The sequence below is a fragment of the Tychonema sp. LEGE 06208 genome (assembly GCF_015207505.1).
In the GTDB taxonomy this organism is placed as follows: domain Bacteria; phylum Cyanobacteriota; class Cyanobacteriia; order Cyanobacteriales; family Microcoleaceae; genus Microcoleus.
The window spans coordinates 12,488-38,276 of record NZ_JADEWT010000059.1 but is presented as its reverse complement, the minus strand read 5'-3'; the positions used below and the strand labels follow the sequence as shown (position 1 = coordinate 38,276).

At 45.8% G+C, this 25,789-nt stretch carries 25 protein-coding genes and 2 tRNA genes; 17 read left to right on the top strand and 10 right to left on the bottom strand.

Features of this window, described 5'->3' with window-relative positions; genetic code table 11:
- Window positions 1-156: 156 nt before the first annotated feature.
- The 3 genes from IQ263_RS16535 to IQ263_RS16525 form a co-directional block, all read right to left on the bottom strand.
- The gene (locus IQ263_RS16535; RefSeq protein ID WP_194068470.1) at window positions 157-867 is read right to left on the bottom strand and encodes a cyanoexosortase B system-associated protein; all 711 of its coding nucleotides are present in this window, start codon (window positions 865-867) and stop codon (window positions 157-159) included.
- Complete coding sequence (gene crtB, locus IQ263_RS16530) at window positions 867-1,742, bottom strand: cyanoexosortase B (protein WP_194068477.1); 876 nt, start codon at window positions 1,740-1,742, stop codon at window positions 867-869. Before crtB ends, IQ263_RS16535 begins: the two co-directional genes overlap by 1 nt.
- Before the next feature lie 231 nt (window positions 1,743-1,973).
- Entirely contained in the window at window positions 1,974-3,113 is a 1,140-nt protein-coding gene (locus tag IQ263_RS16525) for a DegT/DnrJ/EryC1/StrS family aminotransferase (protein ID WP_194068468.1), read from the bottom strand.
- A 189-nt stretch (window positions 3,114-3,302) separates the two neighbouring features.
- On the opposite strand from IQ263_RS16525, the gene IQ263_RS16520 reads away from it, so the two are divergent.
- From IQ263_RS16520 to IQ263_RS16510, 3 genes are all read left to right on the top strand, one after another.
- Window positions 3,303-4,340 carry an NADP(H)-dependent aldo-keto reductase gene (locus IQ263_RS16520; protein ID WP_194068466.1) on the top strand — a complete coding sequence of 346 codons (1,038 nt, stop codon included), beginning with the start codon at window positions 3,303-3,305 and terminating at the stop codon, window positions 4,338-4,340.
- Between the two features lie 95 nt (window positions 4,341-4,435).
- Window positions 4,436-4,675: a hypothetical protein gene (locus IQ263_RS16515; protein WP_194068465.1), complete on the top strand. Its 240-nt coding sequence runs from the start codon at window positions 4,436-4,438 to the stop codon at window positions 4,673-4,675.
- Entirely contained in the window at window positions 4,676-4,846 is a 171-nt protein-coding gene (locus tag IQ263_RS16510; RefSeq protein WP_194068463.1) for a hypothetical protein, read from the top strand.
- Between the two features lie 1,112 nt (window positions 4,847-5,958).
- Here IQ263_RS16510 and IQ263_RS16505 read toward each other — a convergent pair.
- Entirely contained in the window at window positions 5,959-6,357 is a 399-nt protein-coding gene (locus IQ263_RS16505; RefSeq protein ID WP_194068461.1) for a DUF2281 domain-containing protein, read from the bottom strand.
- A 142-nt stretch (window positions 6,358-6,499) separates the two neighbouring features.
- The gene (uvrB, locus tag IQ263_RS16500; RefSeq protein WP_194068459.1) at window positions 6,500-8,512 is read right to left on the bottom strand and encodes an excinuclease ABC subunit UvrB; all 2,013 of its coding nucleotides are present in this window, start codon (window positions 8,510-8,512) and stop codon (window positions 6,500-6,502) included.
- 184 nt (window positions 8,513-8,696) lie between these two features.
- Here uvrB and IQ263_RS16495 point away from each other — a divergent pair, with 184 nt between their 5' ends.
- Window positions 8,697-9,167, top strand: a complete 471-nt coding sequence (locus tag IQ263_RS16495; protein WP_194009683.1) for a hypothetical protein — start codon at window positions 8,697-8,699, stop codon at window positions 9,165-9,167.
- A 119-nt stretch (window positions 9,168-9,286) separates the two neighbouring features.
- Here the strand turns inward: IQ263_RS16495 and IQ263_RS16490 are convergent, their stop codons facing one another.
- The 4 genes from IQ263_RS16490 to IQ263_RS16475 form a co-directional block, all read right to left on the bottom strand.
- On the bottom strand, window positions 9,287-9,634 hold the full coding sequence (locus IQ263_RS16490; RefSeq protein ID WP_194068457.1) for a DUF5615 family PIN-like protein: 348 nt from the start codon (window positions 9,632-9,634) through the stop codon (window positions 9,287-9,289).
- Entirely contained in the window at window positions 9,631-9,864 is a 234-nt protein-coding gene (locus tag IQ263_RS16485) for a DUF433 domain-containing protein (RefSeq protein WP_194068455.1), read from the bottom strand. The genes IQ263_RS16490 and IQ263_RS16485 overlap by 4 nt, the downstream gene beginning before the upstream one ends.
- A 302-nt stretch (window positions 9,865-10,166) precedes the next feature.
- Window positions 10,167-13,043: an urea ABC transporter substrate-binding protein gene (urtA, locus tag IQ263_RS16480; protein ID WP_194068453.1), complete on the bottom strand. Its 2,877-nt coding sequence runs from the start codon at window positions 13,041-13,043 to the stop codon at window positions 10,167-10,169.
- A 166-nt stretch (window positions 13,044-13,209) separates the two neighbouring features.
- The gene (locus IQ263_RS16475) at window positions 13,210-13,470 is read right to left on the bottom strand and encodes a hypothetical protein (protein WP_194068451.1); all 261 of its coding nucleotides are present in this window, start codon (window positions 13,468-13,470) and stop codon (window positions 13,210-13,212) included.
- Window positions 13,471-13,837: 367 nt separating this feature from the next.
- Between IQ263_RS16475 and IQ263_RS16470 the strand changes: the two genes are divergently transcribed.
- The 10 genes from IQ263_RS16470 (at window position 13,838) to IQ263_RS16425 (ending at window position 22,537) form a co-directional block, all read left to right on the top strand.
- Window positions 13,838-14,044 carry a hypothetical protein gene (locus tag IQ263_RS16470; RefSeq protein ID WP_194068449.1) on the top strand — a complete coding sequence of 69 codons (207 nt, stop codon included), beginning with the start codon at window positions 13,838-13,840 and terminating at the stop codon, window positions 14,042-14,044.
- Window positions 14,045-14,478: 434 nt separating this feature from the next.
- Window positions 14,479-14,661 carry a CsbD family protein gene (locus IQ263_RS16465; protein WP_194068447.1) on the top strand — a complete coding sequence of 61 codons (183 nt, stop codon included), beginning with the start codon at window positions 14,479-14,481 and terminating at the stop codon, window positions 14,659-14,661.
- A 77-nt stretch (window positions 14,662-14,738) separates the two neighbouring features.
- Window positions 14,739-15,182: a hypothetical protein gene (locus IQ263_RS16460; RefSeq protein ID WP_194068445.1), complete on the top strand. Its 444-nt coding sequence runs from the start codon at window positions 14,739-14,741 to the stop codon at window positions 15,180-15,182.
- Window positions 15,183-15,296: 114 nt separating this feature from the next.
- Window positions 15,297-15,809 carry a hypothetical protein gene (locus tag IQ263_RS16455; RefSeq protein WP_194068443.1) on the top strand — a complete coding sequence of 171 codons (513 nt, stop codon included), beginning with the start codon at window positions 15,297-15,299 and terminating at the stop codon, window positions 15,807-15,809.
- Between the two features lie 302 nt (window positions 15,810-16,111).
- Complete coding sequence (locus IQ263_RS16450) at window positions 16,112-16,894, top strand: DsbA family protein (protein WP_194068441.1); 783 nt, start codon at window positions 16,112-16,114, stop codon at window positions 16,892-16,894.
- Between the two features lie 376 nt (window positions 16,895-17,270).
- Window positions 17,271-19,631 carry a VIT domain-containing protein gene (locus IQ263_RS16445; protein WP_194068439.1) on the top strand — a complete coding sequence of 787 codons (2,361 nt, stop codon included), beginning with the start codon at window positions 17,271-17,273 and terminating at the stop codon, window positions 19,629-19,631.
- Between the two features lie 107 nt (window positions 19,632-19,738).
- A tRNA-Asp gene (locus IQ263_RS16440) sits at window positions 19,739-19,814 on the top strand.
- 8 nt (window positions 19,815-19,822) lie between these two features.
- A tRNA-Ala gene (locus IQ263_RS16435) sits at window positions 19,823-19,894 on the top strand.
- A gap of 66 nt (window positions 19,895-19,960) precedes the next feature.
- The gene (locus IQ263_RS16430; protein ID WP_194068437.1) at window positions 19,961-21,370 is read left to right on the top strand and encodes an SDR family NAD(P)-dependent oxidoreductase; all 1,410 of its coding nucleotides are present in this window, start codon (window positions 19,961-19,963) and stop codon (window positions 21,368-21,370) included.
- Window positions 21,371-21,373: 3 nt separating this feature from the next.
- Window positions 21,374-22,537: a leucine-rich repeat domain-containing protein gene (locus IQ263_RS16425; protein ID WP_194068435.1), complete on the top strand. Its 1,164-nt coding sequence runs from the start codon at window positions 21,374-21,376 to the stop codon at window positions 22,535-22,537.
- A 196-nt stretch (window positions 22,538-22,733) separates the two neighbouring features.
- Here IQ263_RS16425 and rpe read toward each other — a convergent pair whose 3' ends face one another.
- Complete coding sequence (rpe, locus tag IQ263_RS16420) at window positions 22,734-23,435, bottom strand: ribulose-phosphate 3-epimerase (RefSeq protein WP_194009673.1); 702 nt, start codon at window positions 23,433-23,435, stop codon at window positions 22,734-22,736.
- Here rpe and IQ263_RS29375 point away from each other — a divergent pair.
- The 3 genes from IQ263_RS29375 to IQ263_RS16410 all read left to right on the top strand — a co-directional run bounded on the left by IQ263_RS29375 (window position 23,434) and on the right by IQ263_RS16410 (window position 25,569).
- Entirely contained in the window at window positions 23,434-23,556 is a 123-nt protein-coding gene (locus IQ263_RS29375; RefSeq protein ID WP_255515891.1) for a hypothetical protein, read from the top strand. The genes rpe and IQ263_RS29375 overlap by 2 nt on opposite strands.
- Before the next feature lie 118 nt (window positions 23,557-23,674).
- Window positions 23,675-24,049, top strand: a complete 375-nt coding sequence (locus IQ263_RS16415; RefSeq protein WP_194068433.1) for a hypothetical protein — start codon at window positions 23,675-23,677, stop codon at window positions 24,047-24,049.
- A gap of 104 nt (window positions 24,050-24,153) precedes the next feature.
- Window positions 24,154-25,569, top strand: coding sequence for an LCP family protein (locus IQ263_RS16410; RefSeq protein WP_194068431.1), 1,416 nt, complete (start codon window positions 24,154-24,156; stop codon window positions 25,567-25,569).
- Window positions 25,570-25,789 lie beyond the last annotated feature (220 nt).

Sequence of the window (25,789 nt, the reverse complement as noted above, 5' to 3'; positions counted from 1 at the left end):
AAGCTGTTGTGCAAATAAACATTGTATATTTTGATGACAATCAAAAATCGTCAAATTCTCTCCCCCTCTCCCCTGATCCCCATCGGACCCTCAATCGCCATACACAATCTATATGAGCAACAGCTTAAGCGATTTCAATCGCACTCTTGATTAAACTCAGAAAGTTTCTGCCATTAATTGAGCTTGAACAGTTTGACTCAGAGATTCCAGCAGCGGTTCAACTATCTTAATCTCGCTTTGCGCTTCAATGGGAAGGATGATACTGACAGCAACCCAAGAGGCGCGGCGGTTCGACAGTCTCGCCATACTGTCTTCCCAAAACCAGCGGCTGGTTGCTGGAGAACCTCCGTTAGGCCAAGCGTACCACTGCACGACCGCAAAAGTTTGTTGGGGAGTCCAGCTTCGGAAAAACCGGGCCTCGATGGTAGCCGGCGGCTTGTCGGGTGTTGCGGCTAATTTAACTTTAAACCTCAAAGTGCGATGAGAGTCTGTTTGCCATCGGTGAAATCCATCGATATCTAGCCATTCTACTTGGGGCTGGTTTTTGGGGTCGTTTTGAGGCAACAGCAATAAAATAGCTATTGTTTGATGATTTTTAATTTCTTGAACTAACCACCTGTTACCGCCAATTACGACGTTCTTCTGGAGGCGGGTCTCTTTCCAGCCGGGAAGTGTCATCCCGTTTTGGCGCAAACTTTTTAATTGCTTGAGGTTTCCAAGAATTGGTTGGTTTGTCCAAGGCCAATTTCCTGTCAGGTAGCCGGGAATTGCTACCGCCCCAACCAGTACCAACAAAAATACCAGTACCACAATTTTTGATAATTGGTAACGCTGCAGTAGTTTCTGTGCTGAAATTATTTGTTTCATCAATTGCCATACTGGTTTGGGGAATACTTTTCCATGCCGTTGAGGAGAAGTACCAATAAACCTAGTATACAAGCAGAGTACAAGTCTCCGCCCCATCCGGCGTGCAGCCAATTAAAAAGCGTCTCTCTCTCGGTTCCGTGAAAGTAAGTTAGCAATGTGTTGCGGAGAATGTTCGAAGTGATGCTAATGATAGAGGTAGCTACTAAAAACAAAAGGCTTTTTTTGTAGGAACTCCAAACTCCTGTCCAATCTAGCAGAATTAAGCTGACGTAAAGACTGGTAAACAGCATTTTTAAGCCGGCACAGTGGGGTGCCACTTCTACAATGCGATTGTTGACGTAGAGATAAATTTCTTCTACTCTGACGTTGAGACCTACTTTAATTAAGATTAAACCTGATGCCTCAGCAATGAAGTGTTGCAGCGGCAATGCGTAGGGTTCTATGAGGTAAGGAATATGGTTGGGTGATGCCAGAAATACGAATAAAAGTGGCATTCCCTGCAATTTTAAGCCGGGGATTCCTTTTAAGCACAGGCAAATCCCGGCCAGCATTAATGGGAGTGATAAATTCACTAAATCGCTTAAGCGACTCAGATAAAAAAGTGTCGCTAGTACCAGCAAAAAGCTTCCTAAAGGATGCGGGGTGTTGGGCAAGCGCAGCCAGCATTTTCGGTTCGTCCAAGCAATATAAGCTGCGTAGGGCAAACCAATTATTCCGTGGCTGAAATATTCGTGTTCGATGCTGATGTTTTTGTTAAACCAACCGTCGTACCAGTGTACTAACAGGGGGGCGTACAGCAGCACTAGGAGGATCGCGATTTCTTCGCCCAAAAGGTATCGCTTGAAAATAATCTGAATTCTGCGCTGGATGTGCATAATTTGAGAGGTTTTGATATTGCCGCGCTGGGTTGGCAATGGGAAAGCGGTTGGTAAGTGTGAGTTAAATATTTGTTAATTTTTGACATCGGACACTAATATAGCTTTTCTCAAAAAGGTACGGATTTTTGATATTGGTTGGTACCGGATGTGAGTTGATTTTGATCTTGAATGCTTTGATAACTGCACTCTACTGCTGTAAACACTTTTAGCATAACTTGATATTAACAATTAGCAATTCAACGATCGCCCGATCGCCCGTACAACCTGTTCGATCTGAGTATTGCTCAATCCGGGATACATTGGCAATGATAAAATTTGTTGGCACAGGGTTTCTGCGTGGGGGAAGTCGCCCGGATTGCCTAAGTTTTGGTAGGCTGGTTGCAGGTGGCAGGGTACGGGATAGTGGATGCCTGTTTCAATGCCTTCTTGGGCGAGTTTTTGCTGGAGGGTATGGCGGTCGATGGGGCTTTTCTCAGTAATTTTGATCGCATAGATGTGATAAATGTGACCTAAACTGCTGTGATTGGCGATCGGTACAATGCCTTTGTGTTTGAGCGGCTCTAATAAAGTATTGTAATGTTGGGCGGCTAAGTTGCGATCGCGATTCCATTTTTCTAAGTAAGGTAATTTAATATTGAGCACGGCGGCTTGCAAATTGTCGAGGCGGCTGTTGGTACCGATTTCTGTGTGCAAATATTTACTGGGTGCTCCATAATTGCGGAGAGTTCGCATTTTTTTTGCGAGCTCTGCATCGTTAGTAATTAACATCCCGCCGTCGCCAAAACAGCCGAGGTTTTTGCTGGGATAAAAGCTAAATGCTGCTGCTTGGCCAATGGAACCCGCGCGGTATCCTTCTCTTTCGGCTAAGTGTGCTTGGGCGGCATCTTCAAAAATTATTAAGTTGTGGCGGTTAGCAAAATATAAAAGCTGACTGGGCGATACCATTTGACCGTAGAGATGTACGGGGATAATTGCTTTAGTTTTCGAGGTAATTGCTGTTTCGGCTGCTGTGAGGTCAATTAGGGCGGTTTCCGGGTCACAATCTACCAGGATAGGTATTGCTTTGGCTTGAATGACCGCGATGATGGTGGCGATAAAGGTGTTAGCGGGTACGATAATCTCGTCGCCCGGATTAATCCCGCAAGCTTGGAGTCCCAGGGCGATCGCATCTGTTCCGCAAGCCACTCCTACGCCGTATTTTACTCCCGAAGCTGCTGCAAATGCTGTTTCAAATTCTGCCAGTGCTTGACCTAAAATAAAGTCTCCTTGCTCGATAATTTTTCCAATTTCTGCTACTATTTGGGGGTGAATTGGTTGATGTTGCAGGGAGAGGTTGACAAATGGAACTTTGGGCGGGCGACTACTCATACACCACAGGGATACTAATTATTTATATTAACATTTAAGTGCGGATATTTTTTTTAAATTTTTAACCGCAGAGGGCGCAGAGAGCGCAGAGGAAGAGAGGAGAAAGCCGATCGCAGTTTTTGGGAGTTGTCAATTAAATCAAGGTTTTTCGGTAATATAGAATGAGATAATTTTGCAGCAATCGAAATCATGGAATACAAAAAACTCGGCGACAGCGATTTATCAGTATCTGAAATTTGTTTGGGTACGATGACTTACGGCCAGCAGAACACCGTTGCAGAAGCGGCCCAACAGCTCGATTTGGCAATTTCCAAAGGTGTCAACTTTATCGATACGGCCGAAATGTATCCGGTGCCGGGAAAACCGGAAACTCAGGGAAAAACTGAGGAATATATCGGGGAATGGTTGGCGAAACAGCAGCGGGATAAGCTTATTATAGCGACGAAAGTGGCGGGCAGAAGCACTCGGTTAAAGTGGATTCGGGAAGGGAAAAATCAGATCGATCGCCCAAATGTCGAAAAAGCCCTGAACGATAGCCTGAAGCGCTTGCAAACTGAGTACATCGACCTCTATCAGATCCACTGGCCAGACCGCTACGTACCGCTATTTGGCGCGCCAGATTACGATATTACTCAAGAACACGAAACTGTACCAATTTTGGAACAGTTAGAGGTGTTTGCTGACTTAATTAAAGCTGGCAAAATCCGCTATTTGGGTTTGAGCAATGAAACGCCTTGGGGAGTTTGCGAGTTTTGCGAATTGGCCGAAAAATACAGTTTGCCGAAAGTTGTTTCGATTCAGAATGCTTTTAGTTTGAGCAATCGGACTTTTCACATGAATTTGGCAGAAACTTGCCGTTTTAAAAATGTGGGATTGATGGCTTACAGTCCTTTGGCTTTCGGAATTTTAACGGGTAAATACTTGAAGGGAATCCCGGAAAATTCGCGGCTGGCTTTGTTTGCTGGATTCGGTCAGCGTTACGATAAAACTAATCTGAATGATGCGGTAAAAGCGTATATTGAGATTGCGCGCAAACACGGTTTGACTCCGGCGCAGATGGCTTTGGCCTATGTGCGATCGCGCTGGTTTGTAACTAGCACTATTATCGGTGCAACCAGTCTCGAACAGTTGGAGGAAAATCTCGGCAGTTTGGAGGTGAATTTGGATAAGGATATCATAGCGGAAATCGATGCGGTGCACGCTAAGTATCCGAATCCGACACCGTAAGTTTATTACTCCCTCTATCGGCGGTTGAAACCGCTACTACACAAACAAAGTCCGCCTTCGCGGACTAAGAAATAGAGGCAAAATTTACCGCGAATTTGGTATTAGTAGGTTGGGTTGAGGTAACGAACCTTACGTTTCACTTCGCCCAACTTACCACTGGCTGGGAAAAGGTTTTTGAATTCGATCGCACTCAAGTATTAGATGTGCTCAGAGGTTTTCTTGAGGAAGTGATGCAGCTAGCTGTAGATAAGGGTTACATCACGCTGGAAGAGAAGGAGGAATTTATTCGTCCGGCTTTTGCTAGCAGTACGGATGCTGTGGTATTAGGCAAGTAGTTGGTTTGGATGGTGTTTTGGGCGATCGCCCTTTTTGTTGTCAACGAATATTTAAACCGCAGATGCACGCGGATGCACGCGGACAAAAGAGGGATGTTTTGGGCGATCGCCAAAATCTTGTTAGTCAAGATAGGGAATCCTATAGACAACATGGAATTTCAGAGGGGTTGAGGAATGACGATTCCCAGAGCTGGGAATGATACATACATAAAATTGGCTGGCGTTGTGGAAATTTTTGAGGTGGACAACATAGAAACTCAGAGGGATTGAGGGGCGATCGTGATTTATTTCCAGATCGGGAAACTTCCACTGGTGGAGAGGATGAAAAGTCAGAGGGGTTGAGGGACGATCGTAAATAAGACTAACTTTACTATAGTTTATATTCCGTCATCTGAATGTGATGTAATGCCTCACCAGTTAGTTTCAATCCCTATTAGGGATTAATAAAAGTTGGGGGAGCTTAAATATATTTGTACAATTTAAAGAAAATATCATGGTATTTCAATCCCTAACAGGGGTTTATATAATTTGTAACAAGGTTAAGCACACTCAAACTTGTTACGTTACGTCAAGTTTCAATCCCTAATAGGGTTTGAAGTTTATCTACCTCCATAAGCTAGCCCAAATATATGCAAATAACCACACTAAAATTTTACCCTTATTGTGCAAAACTTCTTATTACACAATAATTTTATCTCAAATCATTAATAGGAGCTATTGTTGACAAAAAATATTATACAAAGCCTTGACCAATAGCTGGCAAATGTGCTAATAATAAAGAACGTCCCTAACACCGGCAAGTAATAGGGACGCTCTGTTGTAATTCTGAATCTTGAAGCGGCTGCACTGACGTGTATTAAGCCGTTCTATAGATTCTTGTAGTTTTTGAGATATCCAATTCATGATAGCAGATAGTAATCCCCAAAACAACCACCCCCGGACTCCGCGGGCCTCTGATCTGACCACTCCTATCCGCAGTCTGCTTGAGAACATCGAAATCCTTCTGACTCGGATGCAACACCTTGAGCAAAAGTGTACGAATCTTGAGGAAAGGCAATCTTACCTAGAGTATGACCTGCACAATGATAACGGAAACTTAAAAGCGGAAAACCTCGGACTTCGACAACAGCTAGACTATCCCTCTGATTATTAGCCTTCGGACAAAGAGTTATTCGATCGCCAATATGCAGCAGATAGACTAGGAATCTCATAGAAAGTACGATCGCCCTTCCCATCCAAAAAATAGGACAATGGTAAAGGGCGATCGCACTTCACCTAAATGCTTAATACGATCGCACTTTTTGCTGTTTTTCCTGCAAAAACTCCGCAAAATCGAATACTTCAGCCACTAACTCGTCAGGTAAATTATTTAAAACCGACAGTAAATGCTCTCGAATCCCCATCATTTCGTCGGCAGATTTTACTAATTGCAACTGATGCGGATAAACTGTTTCAACACCAATCGTTTCCATAAATGCGCCCGGTTCATCCTGAGTAGCAGGCACAAAATCCCCGCCAACTTCTGCTTTCACCCATCCCCCAAATAATTCTACTAAATAAGCTTCACCGTTCTTGAAAACCTCAACAATTGTCCCGGCTGTTTGTGGCGGTGCAATCTCGCCATCAGCGAGGGCGACTCCTTCGGTTAAAGTCACTGCATCCAATAACTGAAATTTGCTCATTGCTGTCTCTCAAAGTAACAAGAAATCAGGACACGGCAGTGCCGTATCCCTACAATTAATAGGGCGATAGTTATATCGGCGAGGGAGGAAGATTGATTATTTTCGGGTAGGGAAACGGCACTGCCGTGTCCTCCGTTTTTTCTTAATGTCCCAATAGCTTATCCCGCAAATGCTTGATCCGATCGCGCAATTTACCCGCCTCCTCAAACTCCAACTTCTTAGCCGCCGCCTTCATCTGCGCTTCCAACCGCCCGATTAACTGAGGAATCTCATCCAAAGATAACTCGTTTACCTGTTCGTAAACCTCCTCCAACTGCTGAGAATTCAGCTTGCGCGACACATCCAGAAACGCCAAAATCGCATTACTCGATCGCTTTTTCGCGATCGGCTGCGGCGTAATCCCGTGCATCTTATTGTACGCTAGCTGAATCCCCTGGCGGCGATCGGTTTCATCGATCGCCTTAACCATGCTGTCAGTCAAATTATCCGCATACAAAATAGCCTGTCCCTGTACGTGCCGCGCCGCCCTTCCAATCGTTTGAATCAACGAACGTCCCGATCGCAAAAACCCCTCCTTATCCGCATCCAAAATCACCACCAGCGACACTTCCGGCAAATCCAAACCTTCCCGCAGCAAGTTCACACCAATCAATACATCAAACTTACCATCCTGCAAATCTTGGATAATTTCAATGCGTTGAATCGACTGAATTTCCGAGTGCAAATACCGCACTCTAATTCCCCTTTCCTGCAAATATTCGGTTAAATCTTCCGCCATCCGCTTCGTTAAAGTTGTCACTAAAACTCGCTCGTCCCGACTGACTCTCTCCTTAATTTCCCCCAACAAATCATCAATTTGTCCTTCCGTCGGACGCACGAAAATAGTCGGATCGATTACTCCCGTAGGGCGAATAACTTGCTCCGCAACTCTGCCTTCCGATCTTTCCATTTCCCAATCACCAGGCGTAGCAGAAACAAAAATGCACTGATTCTCTTTTGCCCAGAATTCCTCAGCTTTCAAAGGGCGGTTATCGGCCGCGCTGGGCAACCTAAAACCGTGTTCGATCAACACTTTTTTCCGCGCTTGATCGCCGTTGTACATCCCCCGGATTTGCGGGACTGTAACGTGGGATTCATCTATCACCAACATCCAATCTTTAGGGAAATAATCAATCAAACATTCTGGCGGTTCCCCCGCATTTCTGCCTGCTAAATGCCGCGAATAATTCTCAACTCCGTTGCAGTATCCTACCTCGCGCAGCATTTCCAAATCGTAGCGAGTGCGCTGTTCTATTCGCTGAGCTTCTAATAGTTTACCCTCTTTTTCAAATTCTGCCAGTCGGTCTTCTAATTCGAGTTCTATTCCTTGACAAGCAGCTTCTAATTTATCATCAGCAGTCACAAAGTGGCGGGCTGGATAAATATTTAAAGCGGTTGTACTTGCCAGGATTTTACCAGTTACGGGGTCAACATAGCGAATGGCATCGATTTCGTCGCCGAAGAATTCGACGCGAATAATTCTATCTTCGTAGGCGGGGCCGATTTCTACAACGTCGCCTTTGACGCGAAATTTGCCTCTGCCTAAATCGATGTCGTTGCGACTGTATTGGACGTTGACTAAATCGCGCAAAACTTGCCGCTGGTTGACTTCCATTCCTACTTGCAAAGGAATAGCAGCTTTTAGGTATTCGGCGGGCATTCCCAAACCGTAGATGCAGCTAATTGATGCTACGACAATTACGTCGCGGCGTTCAAAGAGCGATCGCGTGGCGGAGTGTCGCAGCATATCGATTTCATCGTTAATTGCTGCGGTTTTTTCTATGAATGTATCGGTGACGGCGATGTATGCTTCAGGTTGGTAGTAGTCGTAATAACTGACAAAATATTCGACTGCATTGTTGGGAAAAAAATTGCGGAGTTCGTTGCACAGTTGAGCTGCCAAGGTTTTGTTGTGTGCTAGAACTAAGGTTGGCCTGCCGATTTTTTGAATAACCGAAGCAATGGAGAAGGTTTTGCCGGTACCTGTAGCACCGAGTAAGGTTTGAAATCGATCGCCCGCTTGGATGCCTTTGACGAGTTGCTCGATCGCTAGCGGTTGGTCGCCTGTGGGCTGGAAGGGCGCTTGCAATTGAAAAGATGCTGCCGCAGTTACCATAGGAAAATGTAGCTATTACCAATAAATCTTAACAAAAATATAGGGATTCTGCAATTTCGTTCAGAAAATAGTTAGACTTTGTAATACTATTTTAATCATCGGCCGCAATAGAAAGCAGAAAGCCCAGAAAAGCAGTTGTCCGAACCCAGCAATCAACCCCCAGCAATTAGCAAGGAAAAAAATTATGGCTCTCACACCCAAAGATAAAGTCAAAGCGAGCGCCCGCAACAAAGGCACTACCAAGGCCCTACCAGCCACCAGCGAAGGTCAATCAGCGGGCATCCAACTTTATCGCCCGCAACTCATGCATGATAACCGCCCCGTCGGCCCTGACGATTTTACCATCAGCGAGACAGTCTCGATCTCGGGGAATCGCCCGATCGGCACCAGCACCCTGCACATCAGCGAAACCTACGGCATTGTAGGCAATCGCCCGGTGGAAGCCAGCGACTTGGAAGTAGTTGGTACAATGGGGAGACGCCCGATCGGCTCCAGCGCCATTCAAGTCAGCGAAATGTTCAGTATGTCCGGTGCTCGCCCAATTGGAGTAGGTACTCTGCACATTGACGAAATTTACTCCACAATGGGAGGAGACCGCCCCATTGCTTCAAATGAAATTGACGACAGCTCGACTTTAATGGGCTTCTTAGATTAATCAGTCATTAGTCATTAGTTATTGGTCATTGGTTTTTTACTGTTAACTAATGACTAATAAAACATTTGTAGGGAAATTGAGCGCGATCGCTATTGAGCAATTAAATCATCGAAAATGATTTATTTAACCCGGCAAATTTCCACAATATTTTCGCCATTTTTAAGTAGATCGACTGCATCAGGAAAAGCACCAGTGAAAATGCGTTGCAAATCTCTATTCGTAATGTTACCGCAGGTTAGCCAAAGAATTTGTGGTGGACTACCAAGGCGAATTAATAAATCCACAAAATCTCGATCCTTAGTTATGATAACTGTACCTAAGCCGTTGGTACGAGCCGCATTAAATATCTCAATATCCTGAGCATCCTGCAGCCCGAGCTCTTGCAATGTAACAGCGTTAACACCGAATGTTTGGGTTAACCATTTCGCCAAACTTGGAGGGAATTGAGCATTTAACCAGAAAATCATACTGCGATCCTGGGGAAATCTATGCTGAGAGATGCAAAAAGCAGACACGCTTGAATGTCTTCTGGTTCCAAATCGGGGAAATCAGCTAGAATCTCGCTAGCTGTTACATGATCTGCTAGAGTTTCTAAAATGTCGCTAACGCGAATTCTCATGCCGCGAATACAGGGGCGACCGCCACATTTACCAGGTGTTTGAGTAATCCTTTTAAGCAATGCAGTTCTATCAGTCATATCTTTAATTTCTCGTTTTCCGATCGATTAACTGTGATAATTCAGGTTCAACGGTTTTTGTGATGGCGTTCTGGAGTCCGCAAATTGGAGCCTGTGCAAGTCCGCACTGCGAACCGTTTTTATTATGGTAATCGATCAGGCATGATATGACCGAAAGCATCCAGGATACAAGCCCCCGCATTCATCCGTGGAGAAATAAAAAACCTGTATCCGATGAAACTTGCCCCCCGAATTTATCCGTGGGGTCAATGCTTCAATGCTTCAATGCTTCAATCTAAAATCTAAAATCGATTGACCGATCGCTAATTTCGCGGAGGTTGATATTTGCTCAGTAAATCAGCAAAGTGCTTGTAATCTACAGGCTTCCTTAAATACTCCGCCGCTCCTAATTCCAAACCCTGATTTTTGTCGTCCAAAAAAGTCAACATAATCACCGGAATATCCGCTAAATCCGGATCTGCTTTTAATGCAGACAGCACCGCCCAGCCGTCCATACTCGGCATCATTACGTCCAGAGTAATCGCATCCGGTAGCAACTCCTTTGCCAACTCAAGCCCAGCTTCACCGCTAGCTGACGATCGCACCTCAAATCCCTCTTTCGACAAACAGCGAGTGATTAAATCCCGGGCATCGGGATCGTCGTCAATCACCAACACCATAGCAGCATCCGGCAATTCCAAGGGTTGCGGTGCCAATTTGTCCGTTGTTTCCGGCAGCGATTCATCGCCTTGGGCTTCTTTCTGGCTTTTAACCGCAACCGGCAACCGGATAGTAAAAGTAGAACCGCAATCAAACTCGCTCTCAACCGTAATGTCGCCGCCCATCATCTGGCAAAACCTCCGGCTAATTGTCAGCCCCAAACCGGTACCGCCGTACCTGCGAGTAGTAGAATCATCGGCTTGGGAGAAAGCCCCGAACAGCCTCGATAACTGATCGTCAGTCAGCCCGATGCCAGTATCGGTGACTTGAAACACGATCGCAGAATTTTGACACCCAGAGTTCACGATAGAAAGTCCTTCAGAATTGTCAGGAGGCAAAACTTCCCATTCTTCTTCCTTCCAAACATTAATCGTAATTTTCCCTCGATCGGTAAACTTAGCAGCATTACTCGTCAAATTCAACAGCGCTTGTCGCAACTTCGAGGAATCAGAATATATCGTGCCAATATCGCGATCGCAATTGACGATCAAAGTGTTGCCATTTTTCCCCACCAGCGGTTGAACCGTAGTCACAACCTGCTCGATCAACTTCCACACATCGAAAGTTTCCAGAAAAAGAGTCATCTTTCCTGCTTCAATTTTAGAAATATCAAGGATATCGCTAATAATATTTAGCAACTGTTTGCCTGCAAGATTAATGCTTGCCAAATCCATCACAAACTCTTCTTCGCCTAGTTCGATCGCCTCTTCTTGCAGCAGCTCGCTGTAGCCAATAATCGCATTCAAAGGCGTCCGCAACTCGTGAGTCATATTTGCTAAAAATGTGCTTTTCGCCCGGTTGGCAGCTTCCGCAGCGTTCTTAGCAACTTCCAATTCGCGCGATCGCTCCTCTAGCTGCCGCTGCCGCACCTCCAAACCTTTGAGCAAACTGTTAATTTGCTGAGCCATTGTATTGAGAGTAGAAGATAGCACCCCGATCGCATCATTAGACACCACAGGCGATCGAGCCGTCAAATCACCGCTCGCCATCAGTTGGGCAGTTTTCCGGAGCAAGCCCAGATTCCGAATAATCCCCGACACCGACACACAAGCAGCTATCCCCGCGATCGAACTCAAAACCAAAGTCCCCAGCAGCCAGTGCTGAGTGCGGCTCGCCACCAACAGAGTTTGCTCTACCAGCACCGCCATTGCTGCTGGGGAAACCCCCGCCGCCTCTACTGAGGCAGCCTCTATTACCACCAGATAGTTCTTCATCTGCACGGCCCCCATCCACCCGACTCCCGCCGCCATCCAAGTTATCAGCACCAAGATCGCAAACAGTCCGATCAAAGAAGCCCGAGTTCCCACAGAAATCCGCCTCGGAGCAAGGGCCGCTGCCCAAGGATAGTCTTTCAGAAAAGGATCGGGCATCAGCGGCGCGCCGGAATTCCAAATTTCCTCAATTTGACCGTCCGATCGCACCTTGCCAATCCGAGCAGTTTTCCAGGTATGCTGAGTTTTGGCATCTATTTTTACCTTGCCCGAAGGCGCGGCAAACTCAATATTTTTAGCAGCCTCCCTGACTTTAACTGCATCTATCGAACCAGCTTTTTCTACTGCTTGTTTCCAGAGATAAACGCCAAAATAAGCCGCTTCTATCGGATCGTCCGTCACTCTATTTTTTCCGTATCGAGCTTTATAAGCCTTGACAAATTGCTGATTTTTGGGTGTATCTACGGTTTGAAAATAATTCCAAACTACCAAATGTCCGGCAATATTTTGATACCCAATCGCCCGCACTTCCTCTTCTGCTATGCTCGCCGACATCACCAGCAAGTTTTCTGGTTTCAAGCCAGCTTCCCGCAACTTTTGGAAAAAAGCCACATTGCTGTCGCCGTTAAGAGTATTGAGAATCGCATCCGGTTTCACTGCTAAGATATGTGCGATCGCCTCATCCACCTTCCTCGAACCAAGCGGCAGATACACTTCCCCCGCCAACTCTCCCCCGAGTGCCGCCAGTTGAGCTTTCACAATCATATTTGCCGTGCGGGGAAATATATAATCCGAACCCAACAGAAAAATTTTCCGCTTCCCCTGTGCGAGTAAGTAATTCACCCCAGGTACAATCTGTTGGTTTGGCGCAGCACCAGTATAAAAAACATTCGGACACTGTTCTAGCCCTTCATACTGCACTGGATAAAACAGCAACCCGCCATATTGCTCAAAAGCCGGCAGTACAGCTTTCCGACTCGCCGAAGTCCAACAGCCAAATACCACCGCCACCTGCGCTTCTAGGAGCAATTGCTTAGCTTTTTGAGCAAAAGTTTGCAAATCGCTGGCTCCATCTTCTATCACCGCTTCCAAGGGGCGTCCGAGCACTCCTCCAGCAGCGTTAATTTCCTCAACGGCCAACAGCGTCGCGTCTTTAACAGAAATTTCGCTAATGGACATCGTGCCCGTGAGCGAATGCAGCACGCCTATTTTTATCGGCTCACGAATTAGGCCTGCTGCTTCGAGAGGGTTACTGCTGCTTGCTCCCATAGGGTTTTAGATACTTTTTACTAATAACAGAAATTTTAGTTCGATCCTGCTGGAAGTCAGCCTTGATGCTAACTCCTGTTTAGCAGATTTGTTCGGGCGATCGCCACAAAACTTGGGAATTGCCGCACCCTGTTGATTTTAACGGTCAAACTCGATCGCCTTGACCTCAGTCTGCACCAATCTGTCGCCTATTTCTCTCTTCATTTTGTACCGATGTCGAAACCGCCTCATCAAACAAACGACACAAGTCCATAAATGCGCCATACCCCAAAAATTCTTCCCGCACTCCCCCGCACTCCCCCACACTCCCGGCACTAAGCAATCTCACGCACTCAAGCACTATTCCCCTTCCCCTATAGCCTTTCTCAAAAAGGTGAAGAGCGATCGATTTTAGATACTTCGGCTTGCTTCGGCTACGCTGGCTCACAAGTCGCTCAGTACGAGTTTTAGATTTTAGATTATAGATTAGGAGATTGGGCAATTGGGCGATTTTCGATACCTCCTATGAGAGTTCTAACTGCTATATCGCGGTTTTCAAGCGTGGTGAGGTTTACCCTATGCCGGATAGTACCTCAGAGGAGAACTCGAAAGGCTATATCTCTCTTCCGGCAGATTCAAGTTTCCCTGATTTGTCTAACTATTAGATTAAGAAATAAAAACTAAAAACTATTCCCCAGCCCTAATCTCCCTTCAGGCAGAGGAAAGTCTCTGCGATCGCGCTTAGGATAAATCTAAGGTTAACCCTTAAGTAGCCTTATTAAAAATAAATTTTGCAAATAGTTGGGTGAAAACTAATGAATATTGAACCAAACGCAACCAACAGGGTCAGCGACCTACAAGTCACGCTACCAAAATCCAGAGAAACATTGCTCGGCGAGGAAACAGAAAAAGCCCTCGGCGAGCAGAAACAACACAATGCTGAAACTATGCGCGCTGTCGAACAGTTAAAAGAAGAACTGCAGCACAAAATAGATACAGAATGTCACCATACGCCCGATTAAAACTAATGCCAATATTTAGAGGGTGTGGGTAAGATACGGTCTTGCCCGCACCCGCTTTTTGAAGTTAGATAAAAGTCGGTACAATTCAAGATAAATTTAAAATTTTCCATTTTTTGAGTTAAAAAAAATCCTGTTCTCGGTGTACAAATAGGTTAGCACCGAGCTTTTTGTGCGACACTACACTTCGCTTGTTGCAGCTCGCAATTTAGGTCAAAAAACTGTCAGCAGCAAACTCGCAGTCTATCCTCAATTCAAGAATAATTTTTCCTAATTCCCTATTCCTAATTCCCTATTCCCTATTCCTGACCTCCATGAGATTCTGTACACTCCGAGTACACCAAACTTTCTTCCTACAGGTAGAGTGCAACTGAACTTCTTGTTCCCTATGATAATAAGTAGAAAGTGTAAAACTAGATACAGATAAGGAAAAACAAATGAGTCTTGAAGATAAAGCAAAGGCAACTGGCAAAAACATCGAAGGCAAAGCTCAAGAAGCCCTAGGCAATGTTACTGGCGACCCCAAGGACAAAGCTGAAGGCAAAGCGAAGCAAGCAGAAGCACAAGCTCGTCACGCAGTCGAAGATGTGAAAGATGAAGTCAAAAAGAAATTAGACTGATTCTAATACTAATTGAGAGGGTCTATAAAGCTGACCCTCTCAAATATTCAAACTGTTTTCATACCGGAGGAAAAAAGGTGAGTTTATTGCAGCAGAGTCGAAAAATAATTGCGGGCGTACTCTTGGTTTTAATGCTAGTTGTTACGACTTCCTGCGCCCCCAGCGTTTCCGCCCAAAAGCCGACTAATGTACCTGTAGCAATTGGCGGCAGTCAGGGTTATTACGCGCAGCTAGAACGCGGCAATACTGCTGCAGGTCAAGATTTTGGTCAATGGGTAACAAAGACTGCTCAAGGCTTAGTTCAGGATGCTTACGTGCGTGACAATAATAAGTTGGGAGTTGTAATTACTCCGCAAGTCCGCCCTAACGAAGTGAAAGATTTGGCGAAGTCTTTAGCTCAAGGTTTTCACCGCAATTTTCCCAAACAGGATGTAAGTGTTTTGATTTATGCTCCTGATAAAAAGCTAATTTTGACGGCGAAGTACGACCAGCAATCAAATCAAATTGAATACAATTCTTGATTTGGCAACAAAGTTTGAATGAGCGCGTAGCTTTAATAACATTTTGTAATTTTTGGCTGGCGAAATCATCGAAATTTGAAACATAACAGTTGTGTAGATTTGGAAAAAAATACCATGAGTAGCAGCGATAATTATAAGAGTCAAATCATGAAGGATTTGGCTCAGGGGAATAAAGAAGTGATGCCGGAAACAACCGGTGAAGAGTACGAAAATTTTGACGATTTTGCTCAGAGAACTTCGCCGGATCAGCGCAAACAATTATTCGGGCGTTCTCTGAATCACGACTCGCTAACGCCGGCGCAGTTGGAACCAGAATTGCAAAAGGCGATCGCCCAAATTAAGCCAAAGGAACTCGATGATGTGGCCCGCGAATTCCTCAAGCAGTTGGACAAGAGAGGATTGAACGATCGCCAATTGGAAAAGCAATTAGGACTTTCTACTCACCACGCCAGCCGCATGACTGCTGACGATGTTACCAAGCTGGCCTCGTTTACCTATCACAATCACCCGGATATTTTCCGAGATGTGCTCGCCCAAGAACCTAGTTTGATGAAGTTTTTGGGGAATCCAGTTGTGGTGGGTATTTTGGGAATAGTTGCTGCTAAATGGCTCAACAACCGGAAATAATCGAGCAAACACTTGCACTCTTGACTGCAAATCTTTTTGATGACAATTATATCTATTCCGGCTGCGCCGGAATGATATAGAGGACACGGCAGTGCCGTTTCCCTACCGCGATTAATTGTAGGGAAACGGCACTGCCGTGTCCTGATTTCGGGTAATATTAATTCCGATGCAGGTACCGGAATTGATATTACTAATTATTCCTCACATATAAAAATAGCTGCACAGCAGTAAACTTAGGTACACCTGACACTCCGCAAAATAGAATGTAGGATTAAGTGTTGCCTTGAATCAGAAAAAAAAAGATGAACTTATCCACTATTTGGCGAAAACTCCGCAGCCAGCAAGCCTTCTGCTTCGCTGCACTGCTGGCAGGTTGCCTGGTATTTATCGGTTGTTCCCCCGCCCAGTCAGCGGCTGGCAATTCAGTCGATCCCAAGTTTAAAGAGCAAGTCTTGCAGGTGATCCGCGAAAACCCGCAAGCAATTTTAGATTCGGTACAAGCGTACCAGCAAGAGCAGCAGCAGTCTCTCAAAGCTGCACAGGAGTCTTTTTTGCAGGCGATGAAAACTAATCCCAAATCTCCGATCGGGGATGCTCCTACCACGGGCTCGGCGGCGCAGCAGATTGTACTTTTAGAATTCTCTGACTTTCAATGTCCGTTTTGCGCCCGCGCTCACGAGACTATCAAGCAGTTTATGGCAAAACACCAGGACAAAGTTACTTTAGCTTACAAACATTTTCCCTTGACTTCAATTCACCCTCAAGCGCTGCCAGCGGCTAAAGCAGCTTGGGCTGCTGGGCAGCAGGGCAAATTCTGGGAATATTACAACGCTTTGTTTGAAGGGCAGAAAGACTTAGGCGAAGAATTTTACGGATCGATCGCCCAAAAGCTCAATCTAAAATTAGATAAATTCAACACCGATCGCAACAGTCCCGCCGCCGAAGCCGCCATTGGGAAAGACGTGCAACTGGCTAAACAACTTGGCATTGAAGGCACTCCGTTCTTTATCATGAACGGTCAAACTTTCTCCGGGGCTGTCGAGCTTTCTGAGATGGAAAAAATTCTCGCGAATGTCTCGAAATAATCAATCTCATTTCCGGTTGCATCGGAATTAATATTATCCGAAATGAGGACACTGCACCTGCGGTGTCCCTACAATTAATCTCAGTAGGGACAGGGCATTGCCGTCTCCTCTATATCGCAAAAAAGTGCAACCGGAGTTGACAGAAACGCTGCTATTGAATTTGGCAAATTGGAATTATACGATCGCACCAGCCAGCATTAATGCTGCGGTTTGACTGGCAGTTTAAGTCGATCGCAATTGAGCATTACTGTTTGTATGATGTTATAATATAGCCTTTCTCGGAAAGATGAGGTACTATCCGGGATCGGGCATAGGGCATAGGACACACCTCACTTTTTTGATAACCGCTATATATCAGTGATGGAGGAACAACCTCATGACACCCTTGATATCTCCAACCGATCGAACCAGTGGATTATACGTGCGTTCCCCAGAGGGAAAACAACTTGTTTTTCCCCTGAAACATACAGAAGTCCTAGCCCAAATAGCCGGAAATCTATCGCGAGTTGAAGTCTCGCAAACATTTGAAAATCCTTTCACCAAGCCGCTGGAAGCCGTCTATATTTTTCCGCTACCAGCCGAAGCAGCGGTTGATGAGATGGAAATTAAAATTGGCGATCGCACTATTAAAGGCAGCATCAAAAAACGCGAAGAAGCACAACAAATTTACGAAAAAGCCAAACAAGAAGGGCGGACTGCGGGTTTGCTGGAACAGGAGCGAGATAATATTTTCACCCAGTCCCTCGCCAACATCAAACCGGGTGAATCAATCGATGTCACGATTCGCTACACTGACAGTTTGAAATTTTTAGCTGGCGATTACGAATTCATTTTTCCGATGGTTGTCGGGCCGCGATATATTCCCGGTACGCCGCTGGATGAAACGGCTGCTAGCGGTAGCGCCCCAGCCCCAATGACAGTCAATTCGTCTACCGATATTGTCCCCGATGCGTCGCGGCTTAATGCCCCGATTTTGCCACCGGGAATGCGATCGGGACACGAGATCGGCGTGACGCTGGAAATTGAGGCGGGCGTACCGATTCGCAATGTCAATTCCCCATCCCACCAACTGCAAATTGAATATTTTGACTCACCTCAAACTTCCTTAGCAAGCGAGCAGAAAAACGGGCTAAGGGTGCGCGTTCAGTTGGGAAATCAAGATACAATTCCTAACAAAGATTTGATTGTGCGCTATCAAGTTGCGGGTCGAGAAACTCAATCGACGGTATTAACTCATTCGGACGATCGCGGCGGGCATTTTGCAGTTTACTTGATTCCGGCGATCGAGTACAAAACCGATGAAATTGTGCCGAAAGATGTCGTATTTTTAGTCGATACTTCCGGTTCGCAATCCGGTGCGCCTTTGCAGCAATGTCAGGCATTGTTGCGGCAATTTATTAACGGATTGAATCCAGCGGATACTTTCTCGATTCTGGATTTTTCCGACAAAGTGCGGCGACTTTCCCAACAACCGCTACCGAATACAGCAGAAAATCGACAACAGGTGATCGAATATATCAACAAACTGCGCGCTGACAATAGTACGGAAATGTTGGGCGGGATTCGGGCGGCGATCGATTTTCCCGCACCATCCGGGCGCTTGCGAACGGTGGTATTCCTCAGCGACGGTTACATCGGCAACGAAAACCAAGTTCTCGCCGAAGTGCAGCAACATCTCAAATCGGGGAATCGCCTGTACAGTTTCGGTGCGGGGAGTTCCGTCAATCGCTTTTTGCTCGATCGCATTGCCGAAATCGGGCGGGGAATCTCGCGGATTATCCGGCACGACGAACCTGTTAATGAATTTGTGGAAAAGTTCTTCCGGCAAATCAACAATCCGGTGTTAATAAATCTAGAAATTACTTGGCAGGGAGAGGGCGAAAGTCCGGTAATTTATCCCTCAGTTGCGCCGGATTTATTTGCCGAACAACCGCTGGTTTTATTTGGTAAAAAGGGCGATCGCGAAGCTGGAACGCTTCATATTAAAGGGGTTAGTGCAGGCGGACACCAGTACGTCCAAACCTACGAAATGAACTTTACCGATCCTGGAAATCCGGCAGTTGCCAAGCTTTGGGGGCGGCATCGCATCAAAGATTTGATGAATCAGATGGTGCAGTACGAAACCAAGGTGGAGGTGGAAAAAGTGACAGAAACGGCGCTAACCTATCAGCTTCTGTCGCAATACACGGCTTTTGTCGCCGTCAGCGATGATGTGCGCGTCGAACCGGGTACGGAATCGATCGCGATGAACGTGCCTGTAGAAATGCCGGAAGCGGTGGAATATGAGGGCGTATTTGGTGGCACAGGCTATGTAGAAGATAATGGCTGCACAGACTGGATGGAACAAGAACAAGAATTAGAACGCGGCATCACATTTAATCGCCTAGAAAAACGGGTGTATCCATTGCCCGCACCAGCCAGCGCCCCGATCGCACCGGCCCGCCCGCGCAGCACATCACCTGTAGAAGTCGTTAGCGCTGCGGGGTTGGATGAATGGGCGATCGATAGTTTAAACGAACACTTGGAAACTCTGACTGTGCCGCCCGGTATCAACGGCGAATTGGTGTTAGAAATTGTTTTCGATAAGGTGCGCGCCAGCCGCATAGTTGTGGATGCTGATGCTTCGACTTTGGCGGATGTGGAGTTGCTGAAAACGATTAAAAAATGGCTCTTTAGCTGGCGCATTCCTCACTTTATTGGGGATACAGTGCGCCTGACGTTGCGGGTGCGATCGTAAAACAGCTTGAGTTGCACAACAATAGTCTCCTCATTCCGGTCAATAATTATTCCGATGCTACCGGAATTGATATAACTATAATGTAGTATCAGCGATTTCTAAGATTTGGGACTGGTAGCGCAATTGGAAGAGCACTAGCGACATCATCGCAGAGGTTGGGAGTTCGAGTCTCCCTCAGTTCCACCTTTTTGGGGGCTATAGCTCAATGGAAGAGCGCTTTCTCTGCAGGAAAGAAGTTAGAGGTTCAAATCCTCTTAGCCCCACCCATCAATATCAAATCTGGATATATGAAGGGGTTTTCGCGCTCAATTTCTCAAGGGTTGGTCAAGATGAATCTCCCACCAGACCAATTAGAAATTTGCCTCAATGTTCTGCAACAAATTTCAGAAGATCCAGCGGTCATTGGCGAACACGATCGCTTCAAAAGTTTGATTGCCAAAATCTACAAACAGGGACGCAAAGGTTGGCGTCAAACTCAACAACAACAACGACGAATTGAAGATAGCCAACTCAAAGCATCAACCGTCATGGTGCAGCATCAGCACAAACAACAGTCATGCGCTGCGTTACCAGAATCAACAACCCGATCGCAGCATTTGCACAAGCCCATCCTTTGTTACATTTGCAAAACACGCTATACAGAAATTCATTTTTTTTATCATTCACTCTGCCCAAAATGTGCTCAATTTAATTACCAAAAACGACAACAGCGAACCCATTTAGTTGGGCGAACTGCATTAGTGACAGGCGGACGCATCAAGATTGGCTATCAGATGGGATTGCGACTGTTACAAGATGGTGCTAGGGTGATTCTCACCACAAGATTCCCCTATGACTGTGCTAATCGCTATAGTCTAGAACCCGATTTCGAGCAGTGGCGCGATCGCCTGCAAATTCGCGGACTTGATCTGCGAAATATTCCAGCATTAGAAACATTTGTACGGGATTTATTCCATACTGAATCAGCTCTCGATCTGATTATCAACAATGCAGCTCAAACTATCAAGCGTCCATTGGCATTTTATCAGCATCTCTTAGAGCGAGAAGAAGAAGCATCACAAATACTCAGCAACAACGCGCAAGCATTAATCCCGAGCGATAGCAATCTATTAAAGGAGCAATTACCTCGACATCAATCTATTTTACTCGAAAGTCAACCGAATTACAAAGCTCGCCTACCGGGTGCGATCGCTGATTACTTCCCGCGCGATTGCTTCGATGCTGACGGACAACAACTGGATCTTCGCCCCGAGAATAGCTGGTTGCTAAAACTGGATGAGGTAAATACGATTGAGTTACTTGAAGTACAGGTGGTGAACGCGATCGCACCCTTCATTCTTAACAGTCAACTCAAACCATTACTACTTCGTTCATCCTTTGAAAGACGATTTATCATCAACGTTTCAGCAATGGAAGGACAATTCAACCGCGACAGTAAAACACCCTATCATCCCCATACCAATATGGCAAAAGCAGCTTTGAATATGATGACGCGAACCTCGGCGGTTGATTATGCTCGATATAATATTTTCATGAACAGCGTCGATACGGGTTGGATTACTAATGAAAATCCCGATCCTAAGAAAATACGAGTTCAAGGAGAACAAGGCTTTTACACACCATTAGATGCGATTGATGGGATGGCAAGAATTTACGATCCGATCGTTCAAGGTATTGAAAACCCCGAACCTCCAATTTACGGTCATTTTCTTAAAGACTACGCCCCCTATCCCTGGTAGCAAATGATGATAAATACCGCTCTTCACTGTCCGTTACCCAATCCTATAGAGTCTTCCTCCGAAGTTGTAATCGAACTCAAATCGTTAATCGATTATCTCCAAACCGATCGACCGATCGCTCAAAAAATAGTCTTCCCGCGCGGCACAGTCATGCCCGATGGACGACTTGATTTGTGCAAGCAAGATTTAGGTGTAATGGGATGTCATTTAGTGACTGAAGCATTGGCAAACAATGATGCGATCGCTAGCTTATTATTGGGAACCAATGGTATTGGCGATCGGGGTGCTAAGGATGTGGCGCGATTGATTCAACGTAACAACCGTTTAGAGATTGTCTATTTAGGTTGCAATGCGATTTCATCGACAGGTATTGCTGCACTTGCCGAAGCGCTGACGCAGAATCAATCCATAACTGGTTTGTGGTTAAAACGCAATCCGATTGGCGTAGGAGGTGCAGATAGTCTAGCGGAAATGTTGCGTCACAATACAAGTATCCGCACGCTAGATTTGGTCAATACTCAAATAGGAGATGAGGGATTAGCCGCCATTTTAGAGGTTTTGACTTACACCAATCGTACTGTTGAACGGCTGTACTTGGGCGGCAATCAAATTCAGGAAAACCATGCTGCTTTACTGGCTAATCTTTTAGCTGATAATCCTGTGATTACTGGCTTATTTCTTAATGTCAATCATCTTGGCGATCGAGGTGTTACAGTTTTAGTGGATGGATTGGCAGAAAATAAAACACTGGTTGATTTAGGACTAGCTAGCAATGGAATTGGGGTAGCAGGGTGCAATCCATTATTAGCAGCAGTGGCAACCCATCCCAAACTTAGTAATCTGGATTTAGGTTATAGTCCTTCTACAGGAGTGTTGGGATCGCAGCCCAATCAGATTGGAGATATCGGTGCAAGTGCGATCGCCCATTCGATCGCACGTAACCAAACCTTATTGAAACTCAATCTTTGTCGAAATGGAATTGGCAATTTGGGAAAAAAAGCGCTCATTTCTGCATTAGAAATCAATCAAAAATTACGTTATCTGATTTTAGATGGGCAACCAGATCGACGAATTGAAGTTTTGTTAGAGCGCAACCGAATGCTGAATTTGGGTGAAGAATTACATCAGCCTCGTAGTGTTTCTTTAATTCAGAGTGTATATCGTTGAGTTTAACCCTTTTCATCCCACACTAACCTCGATCGGTATAGTGTGGGGATTCCCGTCTGTTTAGCTAAAAAGTCATGCAACAGTTTGTAGTGAGGACTTCAGTCCTTTCTTAAATCTTTTAGCCACTAAGGACTAAAGTCCTGACTGCGAACCAGTTTTATTCTGGGTAATTCGCCGGAAACGATCGCATTTTCAACTAAACAGCAGCCAACTCAGGAGTCGGGCGCTTGCTGTTGCGGATACCCTCGATCGCGCTTGCGTAATCCTTCGCCTTAAACACAGCAGAACCCGCGACGATCGCATTTGCGCCCGCTTCCAGAACCTGCCAAGTATTGTTCGTCTTCAAACCGCCATCCACCTCAATCCAAGGATCGAGGCCCTTCTCATCGCACATTTGGCGCAACTGGCGAATTTTCGGCAGCACCGCCGGGATAAAACTTTGACCGCCAAAGCCCGGATTCACGCTCATAATCAGCACCAAATCGCAAAGTTCCAGCACGTACTCGATCAACTCTAGGGGTGTCGAAGGATTCAGAACCACACCAGCCTGCTTGCCCAATTCCCGAATTTGACCTAGGGTGCGGTGCAAGTGAGGCGAAGCATTGTGCTCGGCGTGAACGGAAATAATGTCCGCACCAGCCTTAGCAAAGTCTTCGACGTATTTCTCCGGCTCCACAATCATCAGGTGGACATCTATTATCTTGGTAGTAACGGGACGAATTGCTTCGACAATCATCGGCCCGATAGTAATATTAGGAACAAAGCGACCGTCCATCACATCTACGTGAATCCAGTCAGCCCCAGCTCGATCGACCGCCTGAATCTCTTCTCCGAGACGGCTAAAATCGGCTGATAATATTGATGGAGAAATAACGATCGGTTTTTGAGATTTGGTCATGGCTAAGTCTGTTCTCCTGTCTGCGGTGCTGTATCCAGTTTATCAAAATACGGCTCTCCGGGTCGAAAAGTTGCTCGCGGGCGATCGACCGCCAGCAATCACCGAAAAATTTTGCCTCTGACAGACAACGTTTGTGCAAAACCAGCCCTGCTGCGAATTTTGGTCTGCGAGCTCAATTTTCTGTCAAACCAATAAATTTTGTGCAAAACTAGACCTCCTGTAAATTTTGAATGCAAATTATGAAAAATACACATCCCTTAGACAATCCTGAACTCGATCGGGCAAGTCTGTTTGTATTAATGATCCCAGTCATCGGCTTTTTCCCCGCCCTGTGGAATCTTTACCGGCGTCAGGGAACCCCCGAACGCAAAGCCGTCAGCCGCTTGGCAATTGCCCTTGCTGTTAGTTGGCTCCTAGGACATATTCTTTTAGAAGGTGCAGCGATTTCTGCGGAATCTCCGACACTTACCATGTTATTAATGAGTAGCCTGCTAACAACCAGTTATTTTATTGTTTCTCTGGGACTGATGGTTCGTCTGTGGAAGCGTCAACCGCTATGGTTGCCCGGAATAAGCCGCGTAGCCGAGCAAGTGGTCGGCAAACATTTATCATAATTTAGGGTTCTTTGAAGCCCGACCCTATTGATTGAGTGCAGTTTCCGCTTGATACTACATATTTCCGCGATGTTTTTTTATTTTTGTTGTCTGTGAGGAAGCCAGTGCCAGTTCAAAAAACTCCTAATCAAGACCCTATCCAACAATCAACCGCTCAACCTGCAACCAAAAAATCGAACCAGCCGCATCGAGGCCGTTGGTTGGGCTTTGGTTTTGGTTTGGCTGGAGTAGCCATGCTCTCAGCCACCGCCGGAGCGCTGCTAGCCGTCTCGCTTTCCACAACACCGCTTCAGCAACAAAAGTTGACTCCCGAAGAAGCGGCGGTGTTTTCTCAAGGCGACATGGCAAAGCTCAACATGAAGATGCCAGAACTGACTCGCCCAGTTAATATTTTAGTTTTAGGACTTAAGGTTCTGAGTTCAGACCTCGACGGCCATCCCGACAAGGAACAGGGATACGATGTCTGGCAAAACTCTTTTAAGGGGTTAACCGATACCATGCTATTGGTGAGGTTTGACCCTCAAAATAAAAGATTAAGCGTGCTTTCGATTCCCCGTGACACCCGCACCTATGTTGAAGGTAGGGGTGAAGTGAAAATCAACGAAGCTAATTACTACGGCGGCCCGGCTTCGTCAGCTAAGTCAGTTAGCGGACTCCTGGGAGGCGTGGGAATTGACCGTTATGTCACAGTCAATATTCAAGGCATCAAAAGCTTGGTAGATGCACTGGGCGGCATTACTATTAATGTCCCTAAAGACATGAAGTATACCGATGAAAGCCAACATTTATATATAGATTTAAAGGCTGGCAAGCAGCTTCTCAACGGCGAACAAATCGTGCAATATTTGCTTTACCGGCATGACGATTTGGGCGATATTGGGCGGGTGCAGCGCCAGCAATTGTTGATGCGGGCTTTTGTGGAACAGGAAGTTAATGTAGGTTTGCTTTCTCGTTTGCCGAAGATTTTGTCGGTGATTCAGTCTCACATTGACACGAATTTGAGTATAGAAGAATTGGTAGCTTTGGCTGGTTTTGCTACTCAAACCGATCGCGCCAGCGTGCAAATGTTGATGGTTCCCGGCAAATTCAGCGATCCTAGAGACTATAAGGCAAGTTTTTGGTTGCCAGACCAAAATGCGATCGAAACTATGGTGGCAGAGCATTTTGACTTCGGTCAAAATACTTGGACAATTGAGAATGCTGATGCGACTTTTCTGAAGGTGGCGGTTCAAGACAGTACGGGCGACCAATCGGCTGTTGAAGATTTTGTCAATACTCTGACTCGCGCCGGCTATCGGAATGTTCAGGTGTATAAAGCTTGGCCAGAACCGCTAGAAGAGACTACGATTGTCGCTCAAGACGGCGATATTAAAGGTGCCCGAGCGATTCAACAGTCTTTGGGTTTTGGAGATGTGCTGGTTGAGAGTACGGGTTCTTTGCAGTCGGACGTGACAATCAGATTGGGTCACGATTGGCTGAGCAAAAAAACTCAATCTGGAGGCGGGTTTAAGTCTTTTTAAACAGGCTTTTAAATTCCGTATTGGTAGGGACACAGCAGTGCTGTGTCCCGCTTTTTTGTGTTGGTAGAGAAGGAGGCGATCGCTTTTTTGTCGATGGACTGATACTATATTTTTGGGTGATGATGAATCGCGATCGCAATACCGATACTTCCCTCCGCAACCAGAAATGACACAATAATCAACGAGGGAAAGCTTAATATTTTTTTATAAAGGTAGAGTT